Here is an 18254-nt window from a genome sequence, read left to right on the forward strand (position 1 = left end):
TCTTCGTCAAGGGCGAGGTCATCAAGACCGTGCCCGAGTCGAAGATCGTGGAGACCCTCATCGAGGAGGCCATGAAGCTCGCCGCGCAGATGGAGGCCGCGGGCGTGAGCTCCGGCGAGCCGTCGGTCGCGGTCGCGGGCTGACCGTTTCCCGGTAGCCGTCCGCTGTGCCGTCCCGCGGGGCGGCACAGCAGAATGTCGCCGGGTACAGTGCGGAGACCAGCAGAACCCCCAGGGTGAGGCCCCGCACGTGTTGACCCAGACCACCTCCCGGGTGCTCGAACCGAGCGACCTGGACGCCGCGCTCGCGGTCCTCGACCGCGAGCCCGTCGCGAACGCCTTCGTCGCGGCCCGGGTGCAGGTGGCCGGCCTCGATCCGTGGCGCCTCGGCGGCGAGATGTGGGGCTGGTACGAGGACGGCATGCTGACGTCCCTCTGCTACGCGGGCGCCAACCTGGTCCCGATCTGCGCCACCCCGAGGGCCGTACGCGCCTTCGCGGACCGCGCGCGCAGGGCCGGCCGCCGCTGCTCCTCGATCGTCGGCCCCGCCGACGCCACCGCCGAGCTGTGGGGCCTCCTCGAACCGCGCTGGGGACCGGCCCGCGAGGTCCGCGCCCACCAGCCGCTCATGGTCACCGACCGCATGCCCGCCGGCATCGCCCCGGACCCGGACGTCCGCCGCATCCGCAAGGACGAGTTGGAGACGATCCTGCCGGCGTGCGTGGCGATGTTCACCGAGGAGGTCGGCGTCTCCCCGATGGCCGCAGACGGCGGCCTCATCTACCAGGCCAGGGTCGCCGAACTCGTCGCCTCCGGCCGCTCCTTCGCCCGGCTCGACGAGCACGGCAAGGTCGTCTTCAAGGCGGAGATCGGCGCGGCGACCCCCCGGGCCTGCCAGATCCAGGGGGTGTGGGTGGCCCCCGAGCACCGCGGCAAGGGCGTCGCGGCCCCGGCCATGGCGGCGGTGCTGCGCTACGCCCTGGCCGATGTGGCCCCCGTCGTCAGCCTCTACGTGAACGACTTCAACACGGCGGCGCGGCGGACGTACCAGCGGGTGGGCTTCCAGGAAGTCGGCGCGTTCATGAGCGTCCTGTTCTGAAGCCCGGCGCGCAGCCGCGAAGCGCCCGGGTAGGCTCAGCCGCCATGGACCTCGTGATCGGCCCCCTGGACCTCTCGTCCCACGTCGACGAGGCCCTGGCCGTCCAAGCGCTCGCCTTCGGACTCGGCGCCGATGAAGTGGCCGTACGCCGCCACATCGTGCTGCGCCACATGACCTTCCCCGGAGCGCGGGCCCTCGGCGCCACCTCCGCGGGACGCCTGGTCGGGTTCGTGTACGGCATGCCCAACGACCGTTCCCACTGGTGGTCCGCGGTCGTGGAGCCCTACCTCCGCGCCGAGGGCAACGACGCCTGGCTCGACGACTCCTTCGTGATCACCGAGCTGCACGTCCACCCGCACCACCAGAACCGCGGCATCGGCCGCGCCCTGATCACCACGATCACCGACGGCGCCGCCGAACCCCGCTCGATCCTCTCCGCGATCGACATCGACAGCCCCGCCCGCGGGCTCTATCACTCCCTCGGCTACCAGGACCTCGCCCGGCAGGTGGTCTTCCCCAGCGCACCGAAGCCGTACGCCGTCATGGGCGCCCCGCTGCCCCTGCGCCGCAGATGACCGATCGCGGAGGAGGAGAGAGCGGGTACGGCGGCGGATAACGGATTTCCGGCGACGGCGGCCACCCGGCTAACCTCCTAGCCATCACCCTTACCCGGCAGGAGTACGAGAACCATGGCGAACGCACCGGTCCAGCGCATGTCCCAGTTGATGGCGAAGACGCTGCGCGACGACCCGGCGGACGCCGAGGTCCTCAGCCACAAGCTCCTCGTCCGCGCCGGCTACGTCCGCCGTACCGCCGCCGGCATCTGGAGCTGGCTGCCCCTCGGCAAGCGGGTCCTCGCCAACGTGGAGCGCATCGTCCGCGAGGAGATGGACGCCATCGGCGCCCAGGAGGTCATGCTCCCCGCCCTGCTGCCGCGTGAGCCGTACGAGGCGACCGGCCGCTGGGACGAGTACGGCGCCGAGCTGTTCCGCCTCAAGGACCGCAAGGGCGGCGACTACCTGCTCGGCCCCACGCACGAGGAGATCTTCACCCTGCTGGTGAAGGACCAGGCGTCCTCCTACAAGGACCTGCCGGTGATCCTCTACCAGATCCAGACCAAGTTCCGTGACGAGGCCCGTCCCCGCGCGGGCATCCTGCGCGGCCGCGAGTTCCTGATGAAGGACTCGTACTCCTTCGACACCGAGGACGAGGGCCTCGCCCAGTCGTACGCCCTGCACCGCCAGGCCTACCAGCGGATCTTCGAGCGCCTCGGCCTCGACTACCGCATCTGCGCCGCGACGGCGGGCGCGATGGGCGGCTCCAAGTCCGAGGAGTTCCTCGCCCCGGCCAGTGCCGGCGAGGACACCTTCGCGGACTGCCCGAACTGCGACTTCGCCGCCAACACCGAGGCGATCGCGTACGAGCTCGCGGCGGTCGACGGCTCGGCCGTGCCCGCGCTGGAGGAGATCCCCACCCCCGACACCCCGACCATCGAGACCCTCGCCGCCTCCCTCGGCGTCCCGGCCTCCGCCACCCTGAAGAACCTCCTGGTCAAGGTCGACGGCGAGATCGTCGCCGTGGGCGTGCCCGGTGACCGCGAGGTCGACATGGACAAGGTCGAGGCCCACTTCGCCCCGGCCGTCGTCGAGATGGTCACCGAGGCGGACTTCGTGGCCCGTCCCGACCTGGTCCGCGGCTACGTCGGCCCGCAGGGCCTGGAGAAGGTCACGTACATCGCCGACCCGCGCGTGGCGCCGGGCACCGCGTGGATCACGGGCGCCAACAAGGAGCACACGCACGCCAAGAACGTCGTCGCGGGCCGTGACTTCGAGGTCTCCGAGTACGTCGACGTCGTGGTCGTCCAGGAGGGCGACCCGTGCCCCAACTGCGGCGCCGGCCTCAAGCTCGACCGCGCCATCGAGATCGGCCACATCTTCCAGCTGGGCCGCAAGTACGCCGACGCCCTGAAGCTCGACGTGCTGGGCAAGAACGGCAAGCCGGTCCGCGTGACCATGGGCTCCTACGGCATCGGCGTCTCCCGCGCCGTCGCCGCCCTCGCCGAGCAGACCGCCGACGAGCAGGGCCTGTGCTGGCCCGAGGAGGTCGCTCCGGCCGACGTGCACGTGGTGGCCGCGGGCAAGGCCCTCCAGACCGAGCTGGCCCTCGACGTCGCCGGCCAGCTGGCCGCGGCCGGCGTCCGCGTCCTGGTCGACGACCGGGCCGGCGTCTCCCCGGGCGTGAAGTTCACGGACGCCGAACTCATGGGCGTCCCGAAGATCCTGGTGGCGGGCCGCCGCTCCGCCGAGGGCGTCCTGGAGCTCAAGGACCGCAAGACCGGCGAGCGCGAGGAACTGCCCGTGGACGAGGCGATCGCCCGCCTGACGACCAACCGCTGACGCCCCAGCGCTGGACAGACGCCGATCGGCCCCTCCCCGACGGCCTCCGACGAGGCCGTCGGGGAGGGGGCGGTCGGTTCTTCGCCCGTCTCCTTCTCGGCGGCGCGGCAGCACCGGGGAGGGGAAGGTCCGGGGCGCCCCGCCCTACAGCCAGGTCGCGAACTCCAGGAGCAGTTCGGAGTCCTGGGGGCGGCCGACTCTGCGTGCCCGTACGCCGGATTCCACCGCGCGGAACAGGGTCCAGCCCCGCAGTCGTTCCTGGTCGACCTCCAGGGACTCCGCGAGGCGCTTCACCCGGCGGCGGGTGATGGCCGCGCCCGACGGTGCGGCGATCAGGTCCTCCACCCGGTCGCGGACCAGTCGCGCCAGGTCGAAGGCGCTCTCGCCGACCACCGGGTCAGGTCCCACCGCGAGCCAGGGCATGCGGTCCGCGGCCAGGACCTTGCTCTGGCGGAACGTGCCGTGCAGCAGCCGGTGATCGGGCGGCGCCGCGAGCAGTTCCTCGCGGACCGCGAGCGCCGCGTCGACCAGCGGCGCCACCTCGTCGTCGGCCTCGGCGCTCGCCCGCATCGCCGCCGCCTGCCGCCCCGTCCGCTCGGCCACGGTCTCGAAGCGGTGCGCGGGAGCGCCGGCCTCGTCGACGGGCGGCTCCACCCACAGGCGGCGCAGCGTCCCCGCCGCCTCCAGCAGCGCCTTCGCCTCGGGCAGCGTCCGCACGGAGACGTCCGGGTGCAGTCGCTCCAGGAGCAGCACGCCTTCGCCCGCAGGGGGCTCCAGGAGCTGTACGGCGCCTCGTCCGCCCCAGTGCGCGAGCGCGGCCCGCTCGCTCTCGGGCCGGGCCCAGGCCGGGGCCAGCTTCAGCACCGCCGGGGTTCCGTCCGGGCGCCGTACGAGCACCACCAGGCTGCTGCGCCCGCCCGGCACCTGGACCCGCTCCACGGTCAACTCGCCCAGCGCGACGGCCTGTTGTGCCGCCTCGGGCAGCCGCTCCAGCCAGTCGTCGCCCTCGGGTGCCGTCTCACCGAGCGCCCGCACGAGGCGCCGCGGCGGTTCGAAAGCCATGCGCGAGTTGTTCCCTTCCTGCGGTACAGGGCCTGTCGCCAGGGACCTGTACGGGGTCTGTACGGGGTTATGCCATCGGTGTCGCCGAGGCCGAGGCCGTACCGGCCGATGTGCCCGCCCGCTCGGCGAGACCAGGGAAGGCTACGCTCTCCCCGCGCCAGCGCACCGCCCGTACCGCCGCCTCCCGCACCGCCGCGGCCGCCGAGCCGCGCCGCGCGCCCGACGCCGCCCGCACCAGGTCCGCGTACACGCCCGCCACCCGGTCCTCCAGCTCGGCGGCGAGCCGTATCGCCGCGGGCGAGTCCGGCACCGGGAACGGCAGCGCGTACGCCGCGCTCGCCGCGACCGGCTCGCCGTGCAGGTCGCGCACCTCGCGCACCAGCGCGTCGCGGCGCGCCCGGTGCGCGTCGTACGCGGCCTGCGCCTCCGCGCGCCGCTTCGCGTCGACCCGGCCGCCGACGACCCCGTACCCGTACACCGCCGCGTGCTCGGCGGCCAGCGCCGCCTGCAGCGCCTTCAACTCCTCGGCGTGCCCGGCCTCGTCGCTCACTTCTCACCCTCCGTCAGCAGATACGCGTGCGCCGCCCCGGCGGCCGCCACCGACGCCAGCAGCCGCGCCAACTCGCCCGGAACCTCCAGCAGCGCCTTGGCCCGCCGGTCGGCGAGCGCCCGCTCGCCGGCGGCGAGCCCGGCGAGCGCGTCCTTCGGGTCCGCCGGTACGGCCTTGTCTGCCGCCACGGCCGCGGACGCCGAGGCCGATATCGAGGGCGACGGTGACGCGGAGCCCGCGGGCGACGGAGAGGCCGAAGCCTTCCCGGTGTCCCCGAACGCCTCGGCGTGCCGCACGACTTCCGCCCTGAGCGGGTGCAGCCGCTGCGCCAGATCCGGATGCGCGGCGATCACGGCGTCGTACCGTGTCACGAGTGCCCGGCTGTCCCGGGCCGCACGCGCGCGGGCCCGATCGGACACGGCCCGGACGACGGCGGCGGAGTCGGGACCGGGGGAGCAGCCCGCGAGCAGGGCGACCGAGGCCACCGAGACGAACAGGCTCCTTCTACGCACGCCCGCGGGGGTGCACGACGACAGGGGGAACGGCACGGCAGACGTCCTCGGGAACTTGTACGAAACCTGGTACGAGCGAAGATGGGCCGCAGGCCCGTGAGTGATCACCGTACCCGCGTACCTGACCGGTACCGGTCACCGGCACCGCCCGTACTGGTGACCGGCATTGCGCGGACTCGGCGGCACCGCCCGGGCGCAGGTGGACGGCAACACCCCGTGCGACCGGATACCCTTTGACGAGACACGCGACCCATCCCACAACAGCACACGCGGCCGAGGAGTCACCCGGATGAGCACCACCCAGAACGAGAGGCTGCGAGAACTTCTGGAACCGCTCGTCACCTCACAGGGTCTGGACCTCGAAGAGATCGCCGTGGACTCCGTCGGACGCAAGCGCGTGCTGCGCGTCGTCGTCGACTCCGACACCGGTGCGGACCTGGACCAGATCGCCGATGTGAGCCGTGCGCTCTCGGCGAAGCTCGACGAGACGGACGCGATGGGCGAGGACGCGTACGACCTGGAGGTCGGAACGCCGGGCGCGGAGCGCTCCCTCACCGAGCACCGCCACTTCGTGCGTGCCACGGACCGCCTGGTGAAGTTCCAGCTCAGCGAGGGCGGCGAACTTATCGCCCGCATCACCGCCGTGGACGAGGGCGGCCTCGACCTCGAAGTGCCCGGCGTCAAGGGCCGCAAGCCCACCACGCGCAGGCTCACCTTCCCCGACATCGCCAAGGCGCGCGTCCAGGTCGAGTTCAGCCGCAAGGACGACAAGAACATCAAGAACGAGAAGGAAGAGGAGGCGTAGCCGTGGACATCGACATGAGTGCCCTGCGGGGCTTGGTTCGGGAGAAGGAGATCTCCTTCGACCTGCTGGTCGAGGCGATCGAGTCGGCCCTCCTCATCGCCTACCACCGCACCGAGGGAAGCCGCCGCCACGCGCGCGTGGAGCTCAACCGGGAGACCGGGCATGTGACCGTGTGGGCGAAGGAGGACCCCGAGGACCTCGAGGAGGGCCAGGAGCCCCGCGAGTTCGACGACACCCCGTCCGGCTTCGGCCGCATCGCCGCCACCACCGCCAAGCAGGTCATCCTGCAGCGGCTGCGCGACGCCGAGGACGACGCGACGCTCGGCGAGTACGCCGGCCGCGAGGGCGACATCGTCACCGGCGTGGTCCAGCAGGGCCGCGACCCCAAGAACGTGCTCGTCGACATCGGCAAGCTCGAGGCCATCCTGCCGGTGCAGGAGCAGGCGCCGGGTGAGACGTACCCGCACGGCACACGCCTGCGGTCGTACGTCGTCCGGGTCGCGAAGGGCGTCCGCGGTCCGTCGGTCACCCTCTCCCGTACGCACCCCAACCTGGTGAAGAAGCTCTTCGCCCTGGAGGTGCCGGAGATCGCCGACGGTTCCGTCGAGATCGCCGCCATCGCCCGCGAGGCCGGCCACCGTACGAAGATCGCCGTCCGGTCCACCCGTTCGGGCCTGAACGCCAAGGGCGCCTGCATCGGCCCCATGGGCGGCCGCGTCCGCAACGTGATGGCCGAGCTCAACGGGGAGAAGATCGACATCGTCGACTGGTCGGACGACCCGGCCGAGATGGTGGCGAACGCGCTGTCCCCGGCCCGGGTCTCCAAGGTCGAGGTCGTGGACCTGGCGTCCCGGTCCGCCCGGGTGACCGTGCCCGACTACCAGCTGTCGCTGGCGATCGGCAAGGAAGGGCAGAACGCCCGCCTCGCCGCCCGCCTCACCGGCTGGCGGATCGACATCCGCCCGGACACCGAGCCGTCCGGCGACGCCGGCGAATAGGCTCGGGCGGGTCCCTGGGGAGTAGCCCCGGGGGAACAGATCCAGCCGCAGATCGCCTGGATCGCGACAGTTACACGACAGTTATTTACGCGGCAACCGTTCGATTCCTCACCCAAAGGGGTGAGGTCGGTACGGGGAGGTAGACTTAACGGTGTCTGGCCGGACGCACGCCGGTTCATGCCCTGAACGCACCTGTGTGGGGTGCCGGAAGCGGGCGGCCAAGCGCGATCTGCTGCGCATCGTGGCGATCGAGGACGCTTGCGTCCCCGATCCTCGCGGTACGCTGCCCGGCCGGGGTGCGTACGTACACCCCGCCTTGGTCTGTCTCGACCAGGCGGTACGCCGCCGGGCGTTCACGCGGGCACTGCGTGCCCCGGGAGCGCTCGACACACAGGCGTTGCGCCGGTACGTCGAGCAGATGACAGTTGCCGAGCAGGCAACACCGTAAGAAGCGTCGCGCGGAACCCCGTGCGGCCCTGGTACCTCGCGAGTCGGAAGTAGGTCGAGATTGCGATGAGCACTCGATGAGTACGCGATGAGTACGCCCATGAAGTAGCGACGGTCCGGCCGCAACCCGGACCTAAAAGGAGCGAAGTGGCTAAGGTCCGGGTATACGAACTCGCCAAGGAGTTCGGTGTAGAGAGCAAGGTCGTCATGGCCAAGCTCCAGGAACTCGGTGAATTCGTCCGTTCGGCGTCTTCGACCATCGAAGCGCCCGTTGTCCGCAAGCTGACGGACGCCCTCCAGCAGGGCAACGGAGGCGGCAAGCCCGCCCCCGCCCGCAAGGCTGCCCCGGCCAAGCCGGCAGCCCCCTCTCCGGCGCAGGCTGCCCGTCCGGCCGCCCCGCGCCCGTCGGCTCCCAAGCCGGCCGCTGCCGAGAAGCCCGCGGCTCCCGCCGCGCCGGCCACTCCCGGCCCCCGTCCCACCCCGGGCCCGAAGCCCGCGCCGAGGCCCGCCCCGGCGTCCCCGGCTCCGTCGGCGCCCGAGTTCACGGCACCCCCGGCGGCCCCCGCCGCGCCGGCCGCCTCCGGCCCGCGTCCGGGTGCTCCTCGCCCGGGTGGCCAGGCGCCGCGTCCGGGTGCTCCGCGTCCGGGCGGTCCCGCGCAGGGCGGCCAGGGCCGTGGTGAGCGCGGCGACCGTGCCGGCGCTCAGCGTCCGGGTGGTCAGGCTCCGCGTTCCGGTGCCCGTCCGACCGGTCCCCGTCCCGGTAACAACCCCTTCACCTCCGGCGGCTCCACCGGCATGGCGCGCCCGCAGGCGCCCCGTCCGGGCGGTGCCCCGCGTCCCGGCGGCCCCGGTGCCCCCGGCGGCGCTCCGCGTCCGCAGGGTGCGGGCGGCGGTCCCCGTCCCCAGGGCGCGGCGGGCGGTCCCCGTCCGCAGGCTCCGGGCGGCTCGCGTCCGACCCCGGGCGGCATGCCCCGTCCGCAGGGTGCCGGCGGTGCCCCGCGTCCCGGCGGCGGCCCCCGTCCGAACCCCGGCATGATGCCGCAGCGTCCCGCTGCCGGCCCCCGCCCCGGTGGCGGTGGTCCCGGTGGTCGTGGTCCCGGTGGCGGCGGTCGTCCCGGTGGCGGCGGCGGTCGTCCGGGTGGCGGCGGCGGCTTTGCCCGTCCCGGTGGCGGCGGCGGTGGCTTCGCCGGTCGTCCCGGTGGTCCCGGTGGCGGCGGCGGTGGCTTCGCCGGTCGTCCGGGTGGTCCCGGCGGCGGTGGCCGTCCCGGCTTCGGTGGCCGTCCCGGTGGTCCCGGTGGCCGCGGTGGCACGCAGGGCGCCTTCGGTCGTCCCGGTGGTCCCGCGCGTCGTGGCCGTAAGTCGAAGCGGCAGAGGCGCCAGGAGTACGAGGCCATGCAGGCCCCGTCGGTCGGCGGCGTGATGCTGCCTCGCGGCCACGGCGAGACCATTCGCCTGTCGCGCGGTGCGTCCCTCACCGACTTCGCCGAGAAGATCAACGCCAACCCGGCGTCGCTCGTCGCGGTCATGATGAACCTCGGCGAGATGGTCACGGCCACGCAGTCCGTCTCCGACGAGACGCTGCAGCTCCTCGCCGGCGAGATGAACTACACGGTTCAGATCGTCAGCCCCGAGGAGGAGGACCGCGAGCTGCTCGAGTCCTTCGACATCGAGTTCGGCGAGGACGAGGGCACCGAGGAAGACCTCGTGGTCCGTCCTCCGGTCGTCACCGTCATGGGTCACGTCGACCACGGTAAGACCCGACTGCTCGACGCCATCCGCAAGACGAACGTCATCGCGGGCGAGGCCGGCGGCATCACCCAGCACATCGGTGCCTACCAGGTCGCGACCGAGGTCAACGACGAAGAGCGCAAGATCACCTTCATCGACACCCCGGGTCACGAGGCGTTCACCGCCATGCGTGCCCGTGGTGCGAAGTCGACCGACATCGCGATCCTGGTCGTCGCGGCCAACGACGGCGTCATGCCGCAGACGGTCGAGGCGCTCAACCACGCCAAGGCGGCCGAGGTGCCGATCGTCGTCGCGGTCAACAAGATCGACGTCGAGGGCGCGGACCCGACCAAGGTGCGCGGTCAGCTGACCGAGTACGGCCTGGTGGCCGAGGAGTACGGCGGCGACACGATGTTCGTCGACATCTCCGCCAAGCAGGGTCTGCACATCGACTCGCTGCTGGAGGCCGTGGTCCTCACGGCCGACGCCTCGCTCGACCTGCGGGCCAACCCGAACCAGGACGCGCAGGGCATCTCGATCGAGTCCCGCCTCGACCGCGGCCGCGGTGCCGTGTCGACGGTCCTCGTCCAGCGAGGCACCCTCCGGGTCGGCGACACGATGGTCGTGGGCGACGCCTACGGTCGCGTGCGCGCCATGCTCGACGACAACGGCAACAACGTCGCCGAGGCCGGCCCGTCGACGCCGGTCCAGGTCCTGGGCCTGACCAACGTCCCGGGTGCGGGCGACAACTTCCTCGTCGTCGACGAGGACCGTACGGCCCGCCAGATCGCGGAGAAGCGCGCTGCCCGTGAGCGCAACGCGGCCTTCGCGAAGCGCACGCGCCGCGTCTCCCTCGAGGACCTGGACAAGGTGCTCAAGGCCGGCGAGGTCCAGCAGCTGAACCTGATCATCAAGGGTGACGCTTCCGGTTCGGTCGAGGCCCTCGAGTCCTCGCTGCTCCAGCTGGACGTCGGCGAAGAGGTCGACATCCGCGTCCTGCACCGCGGTGTCGGTGCGGTCACGGAGTCCGACATCGACCTGGCGATGGGCTCCGACGCCATCGTGATCGGCTTCAACGTCCGCGCGGCCGGCCGCGCGGCGCAGATGGCCGAGCGCGAGGGTGTGGACGTCCGGTACTACTCGGTCATCTACCAGGCGATCGAGGAGATCGAGGCGGCCCTCAAGGGCATGCTCAAGCCGGAGTACGAAGAGGTCGAGCTCGGTACGGCGGAGATCCGCGAGGTCTTCAAGTCGTCCAAGCTGGGCAACATCGCCGGTGTCCTCATCCGCTCGGGCGAGGTCAAGCGCAACACCAAGGCGCGCCTCATCCGCGACGGCAAGGTGGTCGCGGAGAACCTCAACATCGAGGGTCTGCGTCGCTTCAAGGACGACGTCACCGAGATCCGCGAAGGCTTCGAGGGTGGTATCAACCTCGGAAACTTCAACGACATCAAGGTCGACGACGTCATCGCGACGTACGAGATGCGCGAGAAGCCGCGGGTGTAACAACCCAAGGTGGTCGCTGGCCGGCGGGACCTCGGTCCCGTCGGCCAGCGCCGCGTTTGCCGGGGTTTCGGCCCCGGCCCCGACGGGCGCGCGGGAGACGTACGCGAAGCGCGCGAGAAACCCCGTCGAGCCGGTCGCCCGATCGTTGTACGGTTCTGATGTGCCCGCCCTTCTGGATGGCGGGCCCATCGATCCCGTGCCGGCGGGTGAACCGGTTGCATATGTACGTGGGGACTCTGTCCTTCGACCTCCTCCTCGGCGACGTCCGGTCGCTGAAGGAGAAGCGCTCCGTCGTCCGCCCGATCGTCGCCGAACTCCAGCGGAAGTACGCGGTGAGCGCGGCCGAGGTGGACCACATGGACCTCCACCGGCGGGCCCTCATCGGCCTGGCCGTGGTGTCCGGCGACGCGGCACATCTGACCGACGTACTGGACCGGTGCGAACGGCTGGTCGCCGCCCGCCCGGAAGTGGAGCTGCTGTCCGTCAGACGGCGCATCCACGGCGACGACGACTAGACCACAGAACCAAGAAGAAGAAAGAACGGGAGACGGACCAGTGGCCGACAACGCGCGGGCGAAAAGGCTGGCGGACCTCATCCGAGAGGTGGTGGCCCAGAAGCTGCAGCGCGGGATCAAGGACCCGCGGCTCGGCTCGCACGTCACCATCACGGACACCCGGGTCACGGGTGACCTCCGGGAAGCGACCGTCTTCTACACGGTGTACGGCGACGACGAGGAGCGGAAGGCCGCGGCCGCCGGACTGGAGAGCGCCAAGGGCATCCTGCGCTCCGAGGTCGGACGGGCCGCGGGCGTGAAGTTCACGCCGACCCTCACCTTCGTCGCCGACGCCCTCCCGGACACCGCCCGGAACATCGAGGACCTCCTCGACAAGGCGCGCCTCTCCGACGCGAAGGTGCGCGAGGCGTCCGCGGGCGCGGCGTTCGCGGGCGAAGCGGACCCCTACCGCAAGCCCGGTGAGGACGAGACGGACGGCGACGCCGCCGAATGAACCGCAAGCCCACCCCGCCCGACGGCCTGGTCATCGTCGACAAGCCGTCGGGCTTCACTTCGCACGACGTGGTCGCCAAGATGCGCGGCATCGCCAGGACGCGCCGCGTCGGCCACGCGGGCACCCTCGACCCCATGGCGACGGGCGTGCTCGTCCTCGGCATCGAGAAGGCCACCAAGCTCCTCGGTCACCTCGCGCTGACAGAGAAGGAGTACCTGGGGACGATCCGGCTCGGGCAGACGACCGTGACCGACGACGCCGAGGGCGAGATCACGGGGTCGTCCGACGCCTCGAAGGTCACCCGCGAAGCCGTCGACGCCGGGGTCGCCAAGCTGACCGGCGCCATCATGCAGGTGCCGTCCAAGGTCAGCGCCATCAAGATCGACGGCGTGCGCTCCTACAAGCGGGCCCGCGACGGCGAGGACTTCGAGATCCCGGCCCGTCCGGTCACGGTCTCGTCCTTCACCGTGTACGACGTCCGGGAGGCCGTCGCCGAAGACGGCACCCCGGTGCTCGACCTCGTGGTCTCGGTGGTCTGCTCCTCCGGCACCTACATCCGGGCCCTCGCCCGGGACCTGGGCGCCGACCTCGGCGTCGGCGGCCACCTGACCGCGCTGCGCCGCACGCGCGTCGGGCCGTACAAGCTGGACTCGGCCCGCACCCTCGACCAGCTCCAGGAGGAGCTGACCGTGATGCCGATCGCCGAGGCCGCCGCGGCCGCGTTCCCGCGCTGGGACGTGGACGCCAAGCGCGCCCGGCTGCTCACCAACGGCGTGCGGCTCGAGATGCCCGACGAGTACGCGGGCGGCGGGCCGGTCGCCGTCTTCGACCCCGAGGGCCGCTTCCTCGCACTGGTCGAGGAGCAGAAGGGCAAGGCCAAGAGCCTGGCCGTGTTCGTCTGAGTCCAGGCGGACCCAGGGGAGTTCCTTCCCGTGGAGCGGCGGCCACGGGGTGCCTTCGCCGCCGCTCCACGGTCCCCCCTCGGTTCCCCCACCCCTAGGGTGTATCCAGCTACCCTCCGTCCAGTCACCCGACCGGGCAGGCGCTCGGAGTGAGTCGGGGGAGTGCAAGGGGGCGCGTTCGGTGGCTCTGGTGATGAGCCCGTACGCGATCTCGTCCACCGCACCGGCCGTAATGGGCCCCAGCACACGCCGCATGATCGAGAACCTCGCGGTCATACGCGTATTACCGGCCTGACGGCGTGCGCGGCACCCCGCGGGCGTGCGCCCCGTCACAGGGCCGGTACCGATGACGGGCGGGGGCGGGCGGCATGGCACCCTTAGACCTGCGTAAGTAGACCCGCGTAAGAGGTCGACGGCAGATACGGCAGATACGGACACGGGTTCGAGGAGCGGTCACAGTGCAGCGCTGGCGTGGCTTGGAGGACATTCCCGAGGACTGGGGGCGCAGCGTCGTCACCATCGGCTCCTACGACGGGGTGCACCGCGGCCACCAGCTGATCATCAAGCATGCCGTGGACCGGGCCCGCGAGCTGGACGCACCCTGCGTCGTCGTCACCTTCGACCCGCACCCCAGCGAGGTCGTACGCCCCGGCAGTCACCCGCCCCTGCTCGCCCCGCACCACCGCCGCGCCGAGCTGATGGCGGAACTCGGCGTCGACGCGGTGCTGATCCTGCCCTTCACGGCCGAGTTCTCGAAGCTGTCCCCGGCCGACTTCGTCGTCAAGGTCCTGGTCGACAGGCTGCACGCCAAGGCGGTCGTGGAGGGCCCCAACTTCCGCTTCGGCCACCGGGCCGCGGGCGACGTGGCGTACCTCGTCGAGCAGGGCAAGACGTACGACTTCGACGTCGACCCCGTCGACCTGTACGTGAGCGGCGCGGCGGGCGGCGGCGACCCCTTCTCCTCGACCCTGACCCGGCGCCTGGTCGCCGCGGGCGACGTCGAGGGCGCCCGCGAGATCCTGGGGCGCCCGCACCGCGTGGAGGGCGTGGTCGTCCGCGGCGCCCAGCGCGGCCGCGACCTGGGCTTCCCCACGGCCAACGTCGAGACCCTCCCGCACACCGCGATCCCGGCCGACGGCGTCTACGCCGGCTATCTGAACGTGGCGGGCGAGGCGATGCCGGCTGCGATCTCCGTCGGTACGAACCCGCAGTTCGACGGCACCGAGCGCACGGTGGAGGCGTACGCCATCGACCGCGTCGGCCTCGACCTGTACGGACTGCACGTGGGCGTGGACTTCGTGGCGTACGTGCGCGGCCAGGCGAAGTTCGACTCGCTGGAGGCCCTGCTGGAGCAGATGGGCGACGACGTGAAGCGCTGCCGGGAGATCATCGCTGCGGACCGGTAGGCAGCGCTTTTCGCCGCTACCAGATCGTTCGCCGGCGTCAGACGAGGAACATGACGAGGCGAACCAGCCCGGCGATCAGGGCGACGACGACGTCCAGGAGAGCGATCAAGCCGCCGGTCATGCCGATCGCCTGGGTCACGGTGAGCTTGTCAGAGGCGTTCCGTGGAGTGGCCGGCTTCGTCGGCTTCGGTGCCTTCATCTGCTTGAACACGGAGAGGCCCAGGCCCAGGAAGACCAGCCCGACGCCGGCGAGGAAGACCGGGAACAGCGTCGGCCACAGCCCGGTTTCCCGGTAGGTGTCGCCAGAGCCCAGCGGGTTCTCGCGCACCCTGAGCTTCTCGTCAGCCGGGTAGTCCTGGGCCTCGTCCAGCGCCGCGTCGAACGAGGAACTCGTGCCGTCGTCCGAGCGGAAGGTCCCCTCGCACTCGTAGCTGGAGTGGTGGCTCCGGTGGTCGGTGTCGTAGCAGTCCGACACGGTGTACGTGCCGGGTGTGCCCAACACCCCTGCTGACACTGCCGCGTTCGTGCCGCTGCCTATGGCCAGGGCCAGCCCTCCGAACGTGATCGCGATACCGAGGACGGGAGCGCCGAAGTACCGCCATGCCGGATGGTGGTTGGCGGGAGGCTTTTTCGGGTTTCCCTCTTCTGCCTTGCTCTGCGGGCCAGTTGACTGCTTCTGCATGTCGGGCACGTGCTCGACGGTCCTTTCGGGTCGGGAATTTCGGTTTCGGAGGGGCGTCCTCAAGGCAGTTGTAGACTCCCCTCGCCCATTAGGTCAGCGGAACGGAGTGAACCCGGTGGCGACCGAGCAGGAGAAGGAAGCGCTGTACGCCCTGGACATCAGTGGCGTCGAGTGGGTCGGCTCCCCTGACGGCCCCCAGGACGAGCGGGTGGAGATCGCCTACCTGGAGGGCGGCGCCGTCGCGATGCGCAACTCCGCGGATCCGGACACGGTGCTCCGCTACACCGCTGCGGAATGGCGGGCGTTCGTCCTCGGGGCGCGTGACGGGGAGTTCGATCTGCAGTAGCGACAACGGGGTTGACGTGAGAGGGCCGGCACCATGATGGTGCCGGCCCTCTCACGTTGCCCGGCCGAGCCGGCCGTCCGCTGCTACTGTGTCCAGCCGGGCGGCACCGCGCCCTGCTGCGGCGGGCTCTGCGGCGGGTTCTGCTGCGGACTCTGGGGTGCCGGCGGCGGCTGCTGCCAGCCCTGGCCCTGCCCGGGGTACCCCTGCGGAGGTACGGCGCCGGGCTGGGCGTACGGCTGCTGCTGCGCGTACCCCTGCTGGGGCTGCTGGTACTGCATGTTCGGGTTGCCGAAGCCCTGTTGGGTGCGTGTGATGTCCTCGGCGACGAGGGCGGCGAGGTCGAAGTAGGCCTCGCGCGTCTTGGGACGCACCATGTCGAGGTCCACCTCGGCGCCCGCCGCGAGGTGTTCGTCGAAGGGCACCACGATGACGCCGCGGCAGCGGGTCTCGAAGTGCGCGACGATGTCCTCCACCTTGATCATCTTGCCCGTCTCGCGGACACCGGAGATCACGGTGATCGACCGCTGCACGAGATCGGCGAACCCGTTCGCCGTCAGCCAGTCGAGCGTCGTCGAGGCGCTGCTCGCGCCGTCCACCGAAGGGGTGGAGATGATGATCAACTGGTCGGCGAGCTCCAGCACTCCGCGCATCGCGCTGTAGAGCAGACCGGTACCCGAGTCCGTGAGGATGATCGGGTACTGCCGCCCCAGCACGTCGAGCGCGCTGCGGTAGTCCTGGTCGTTGAAGGTCGTCGAGACCGCCGGGTCCACGTCGTTGGCGATGATCTCGAGGCCGGACGGCGCCTGCGAGGTGAAGCGGCGGATGTCCATGTAGCTGTTCAGCTGCGGAATCGCCTGCACCAGGTCGCGGATCGTGGCGCCCGTCTCGCGCCGCACCCGTCGGCCGAGCGTGCCGGCGTCCGGGTTGGCGTCGATCGCCAGGATCTTGTCCTGCCGCTCGGTCGCGAGCGTCGCGCCCAGCGCCATCGTCGTCGTGGTCTTACCGACGCCGCCCTTGAGGCTGATGACCGCGATCCGGTAGCAGGACATCACCGGCGTACGGATCAGCCCCAACTTCCGCTGGCGCTCGGCCTCTTCCTTCTTGGCGCCGAACTTGAAGCGGGACGGGCCCTGGTTGTTCTTGCGCGCCTTGGGCTGATGACGCAGCAGCCGGTCGGAGGAGAGCTCCACGGCGGCGTTGTAGCCGAGCGGGGTACCGGGCGCGGCCTGCTGCTGGGGGGCACCGGGTCCGGCCTGCGGACCGGTCGGGGCGCTCCAGCCCTGGTTGCCGTACGCGGCGGGCGGCGCAGGGGGCTGCTGCTGTTGCGGCTGCTGTTGCTGCGGGGCGGCCTGCGGCTGGGCCGGAGGCTGGGCTACCGGCTGCTGTCCGGGCTGCCCAGGCTGTGGCTGCTGCTGGGCGCCCTGCGGGTAGCCGTATCCGGGCTGCTGGGGCGGGTAGCCGTAACCGACCTGTCCGGGCTGCGGCTGCGGGTAGCCGTATCCGGCGGCCTGCGGCTGCGGGGGCTGCGGCTGTCCCGGCTGAGGCGGCGGCGGGCCGAACGCGCCCTGCGGAGGCGCCTGGTACGCGGGCTGCGCGGGCTGCGCCGGAGGCTGAGGGTAGCCGTATCCGGCGGCCTGCGCGGCAGCCGCCTGCTGGTCCGGCTGGCCGGGCTGCTGCGGTGCCCCTTGCGGGGGCTGCGCGGGCATGTAGCCCGGCGGCAGCGGGGGAATCAGGTGGTCGGCCTGGGGCGCGGGCGGGACCGGCGGGGCGGTCGGCGCCTGGGGCTGCTGGCCCTGCGCCGGGGGCAGGGGTCCGGGAGCGGCGGGTGCCGGCTCGGCCGCCGTCTGCGGCGCAGCCGCCTCCGCCGTCGCCGACGCGGCACCGGACCGGACGTCCGCCGCCTCGTCGACATCCGCGTTCACGTCCGCGTCCGTGTCCGTTCCGGTCATGGACGGCGCAGCCGCGTCACCCGAACCGGCCTCGTCGTTCCGCTCCTCCTCCGGCGCCTCGTCGTCGTCACCACCGAACAGCCTCGCCGCCTCGGCGTCGGCGGCGGCATGGTTGAGCTCGGACGGCTGCTCCGGCGAACGCTGCTCGGACGCGGGCCGCTCGCCCGACGACTGCTCGCCCAACGACTGCTGCGGGGAGGCCTGTTCAGGGATGCCGACCGTCGGGGCCGCGGGCTGGGGCGCGTTGGCCTGGGCGTCCTCGTCGACCGGGCGCAGCACGGGGAAGCCGGGCGCCACGGGGGGCTGGGCCGAAGGCTGTTGAGGCACACCCGCTGCCCCCTGCTGCGGGTAGCCGTAGCCGCCGGGTGTCACGGGTGCGCCCGGTGCCGACTGCTGCTGCGGGAATCCGTAACCACCGGTGCTGCCGTATGGGTTCGGGGCCGCGGCGCCCTGGGCGGGCGGCTGCGCCGGCGCCGGAGGCTGGGGCGCGGGAGGCTGCGGTGCCGGCGGAGCGGCACCGCCTGGCGGTCCCACGGGCGACCCGAGGGGCGGGCCCGTGGGAGGCGCGGGCGCCGGTGGCGGCGACGCCTGCCCGGCGTCCCGCTGCCCGTCGGCCGGGGAGTCACTGCCACCTTGCGTGCCGGATCCGCTTTGCGTGCTTTGGGCGTACCAGGCGGGAGGCGTGTAGACGATTTCGAACTCGCCCGTGAGATCGACGTCGTGATCGTCCCCGTCCGCGGACGGGCTGCCGCCGTTGTACTCGGACCGATCGCTGTTCACTGCTTGCCTCCTGGTCAGCCACTGCTGCTGAGTTGGTCGTCGTCGCGGCCGGGCGGACCGAGTGGCGAGTTCCACGCGG

The 18254-nt window shown here is 72.0% G+C and carries 17 protein-coding genes and 1 pseudogene; 13 read left to right on the plus strand and 5 right to left on the minus strand.

All coding sequences use genetic code 11. From position 1 onward, the window contains the following. The 4 genes and pseudogenes from ABZ910_RS31850 to ABZ910_RS31865 all read left to right on the plus strand — a co-directional run. A pseudogene (locus ABZ910_RS31850) lies at nt 1-143 on the plus strand (4-hydroxy-3-methylbut-2-en-1-yl diphosphate synthase); the annotation flags it as partial. Nucleotides 144-249: 106 nt separating this feature from the next. Continuing rightward, complete coding sequence (locus tag ABZ910_RS31855) at nt 250-1098, plus strand: GNAT family N-acetyltransferase (RefSeq protein WP_361371981.1); 849 nt, start codon at nt 250-252, stop codon at nt 1096-1098. 44 nt (nt 1099-1142) lie between these two features. Next, the gene (locus tag ABZ910_RS31860; RefSeq protein ID WP_361371984.1) at nt 1143-1673 is read left to right on the plus strand and encodes a GNAT family N-acetyltransferase; all 531 of its coding nucleotides are present in this window, start codon (nt 1143-1145) and stop codon (nt 1671-1673) included. A 114-nt stretch (nt 1674-1787) separates the two neighbouring features. Further along, entirely contained in the window at nt 1788-3494 is a 1707-nt protein-coding gene (locus ABZ910_RS31865; protein WP_361371986.1) for a proline--tRNA ligase, read from the plus strand. 144 nt (nt 3495-3638) lie between these two features. On the opposite strand, the gene ABZ910_RS31870 is transcribed toward ABZ910_RS31865, so the two are convergent. The 3 genes from ABZ910_RS31870 to ABZ910_RS31880 all read right to left on the minus strand — a co-directional run bounded on the left by ABZ910_RS31870 (nt 3639) and on the right by ABZ910_RS31880 (nt 5654). After that, nucleotides 3639-4556 carry an aminoglycoside phosphotransferase family protein gene (locus ABZ910_RS31870; RefSeq protein ID WP_361371988.1) on the minus strand — a complete coding sequence of 306 codons (918 nt, stop codon included), beginning with the start codon at nt 4554-4556 and terminating at the stop codon, nt 3639-3641. A gap of 67 nt (nt 4557-4623) precedes the next feature. After that, nucleotides 4624-5106 (minus strand): ferritin-like domain-containing protein, encoded by a 483-nt coding sequence (locus tag ABZ910_RS31875; RefSeq protein ID WP_361371990.1) that lies wholly within the window; start codon nt 5104-5106, stop codon nt 4624-4626. Continuing rightward, on the minus strand, nt 5103-5654 hold the full coding sequence (locus ABZ910_RS31880) for a hypothetical protein (protein ID WP_361371991.1): 552 nt from the start codon (nt 5652-5654) through the stop codon (nt 5103-5105). Before ABZ910_RS31880 ends, ABZ910_RS31875 begins: the two co-directional genes overlap by 4 nt. 253 nt (nt 5655-5907) lie before the next feature. Here ABZ910_RS31880 and rimP point away from each other — a divergent pair, with 253 nt between their 5' ends. The 8 genes from rimP (at nt 5908) to ABZ910_RS31920 (ending at nt 14418) form a co-directional block, all read left to right on the plus strand. Further along, nucleotides 5908-6423, plus strand: coding sequence for a ribosome maturation factor RimP (rimP, locus tag ABZ910_RS31885; protein WP_361371994.1), 516 nt, complete (start codon nt 5908-5910; stop codon nt 6421-6423). Nucleotides 6424-6425: 2 nt separating this feature from the next. Then, nucleotides 6426-7421 (plus strand): transcription termination factor NusA, encoded by a 996-nt coding sequence (nusA, locus tag ABZ910_RS31890; protein ID WP_361371997.1) that lies wholly within the window; start codon nt 6426-6428, stop codon nt 7419-7421. Between the two features lie 151 nt (nt 7422-7572). Continuing rightward, a complete protein-coding gene (locus ABZ910_RS31895) occupies nt 7573-7869 on the plus strand; it encodes a YlxR family protein (protein ID WP_361372000.1) in 297 nt (98 codons plus the stop codon). A gap of 146 nt (nt 7870-8015) precedes the next feature. Continuing rightward, a complete protein-coding gene (infB, locus tag ABZ910_RS31900) occupies nt 8016-11102 on the plus strand; it encodes a translation initiation factor IF-2 (protein ID WP_361372003.1) in 3087 nt (1028 codons plus the stop codon). Nucleotides 11103-11323: 221 nt separating this feature from the next. Further along, nucleotides 11324-11617, plus strand: a complete 294-nt coding sequence (locus ABZ910_RS31905; protein ID WP_361372144.1) for a DUF503 domain-containing protein — start codon at nt 11324-11326, stop codon at nt 11615-11617. A gap of 40 nt (nt 11618-11657) precedes the next feature. Beyond that, the gene (rbfA, locus tag ABZ910_RS31910) at nt 11658-12110 is read left to right on the plus strand and encodes a 30S ribosome-binding factor RbfA (protein ID WP_361372005.1); all 453 of its coding nucleotides are present in this window, start codon (nt 11658-11660) and stop codon (nt 12108-12110) included. After that, on the plus strand, nt 12107-13012 hold the full coding sequence (truB, locus tag ABZ910_RS31915) for a tRNA pseudouridine(55) synthase TruB (RefSeq protein ID WP_361372008.1): 906 nt from the start codon (nt 12107-12109) through the stop codon (nt 13010-13012). Before rbfA ends, truB begins: the two co-directional genes overlap by 4 nt. A 458-nt stretch (nt 13013-13470) precedes the next feature. Next, on the plus strand, nt 13471-14418 hold the full coding sequence (locus tag ABZ910_RS31920; RefSeq protein WP_361372011.1) for a bifunctional riboflavin kinase/FAD synthetase: 948 nt from the start codon (nt 13471-13473) through the stop codon (nt 14416-14418). A 37-nt stretch (nt 14419-14455) separates the two neighbouring features. Here the strand turns inward: ABZ910_RS31920 and ABZ910_RS31925 are convergent, their stop codons facing one another. After that, on the minus strand, nt 14456-15109 hold the full coding sequence (locus ABZ910_RS31925; protein ID WP_361372014.1) for a hypothetical protein: 654 nt from the start codon (nt 15107-15109) through the stop codon (nt 14456-14458). A gap of 106 nt (nt 15110-15215) precedes the next feature. On the opposite strand from ABZ910_RS31925, the gene ABZ910_RS31930 reads away from it, so the two are divergent. Then, nucleotides 15216-15446, plus strand: a complete 231-nt coding sequence (locus tag ABZ910_RS31930) for a DUF397 domain-containing protein (RefSeq protein WP_361372017.1) — start codon at nt 15216-15218, stop codon at nt 15444-15446. An 83-nt stretch (nt 15447-15529) separates the two neighbouring features. On the opposite strand, the gene ABZ910_RS31935 is transcribed toward ABZ910_RS31930, so the two are convergent. Next, nucleotides 15530-18175 carry an SCO5717 family growth-regulating ATPase gene (locus ABZ910_RS31935; RefSeq protein ID WP_361372020.1) on the minus strand — a complete coding sequence of 882 codons (2646 nt, stop codon included), beginning with the start codon at nt 18173-18175 and terminating at the stop codon, nt 15530-15532. Between the last annotated feature and the right edge of the window lie 79 nt (nt 18176-18254).

The organism is Streptomyces sp. NPDC046805, from assembly GCF_040645355.1.
Classification (GTDB): Bacteria; Actinomycetota; Actinomycetes; order Streptomycetales; family Streptomycetaceae; genus Streptomyces.

Coding starts and splice junctions, on each gene's coding strand:
- truB (WP_361372008.1), top strand. CDS start 12,107: ATGAACCGCAAGCCCACCCCGCCCGACGGCCTGGTCATCGTCGACAAG.
- ABZ910_RS31865 (WP_361371986.1), top strand. CDS start 1,788: ATGGCGAACGCACCGGTCCAGCGCATGTCCCAGTTGATGGCGAAGACG.
- ABZ910_RS31870 (WP_361371988.1), bottom strand. CDS start 4,556: ATGGCTTTCGAACCGCCGCGGCGCCTCGTGCGGGCGCTCGGTGAGACG.
- ABZ910_RS31860 (WP_361371984.1), top strand. CDS start 1,143: ATGGACCTCGTGATCGGCCCCCTGGACCTCTCGTCCCACGTCGACGAG.
- rimP (WP_361371994.1), top strand. CDS start 5,908: ATGAGCACCACCCAGAACGAGAGGCTGCGAGAACTTCTGGAACCGCTC.
- ABZ910_RS31905 (WP_361372144.1), top strand. CDS start 11,324: ATGTACGTGGGGACTCTGTCCTTCGACCTCCTCCTCGGCGACGTCCGG.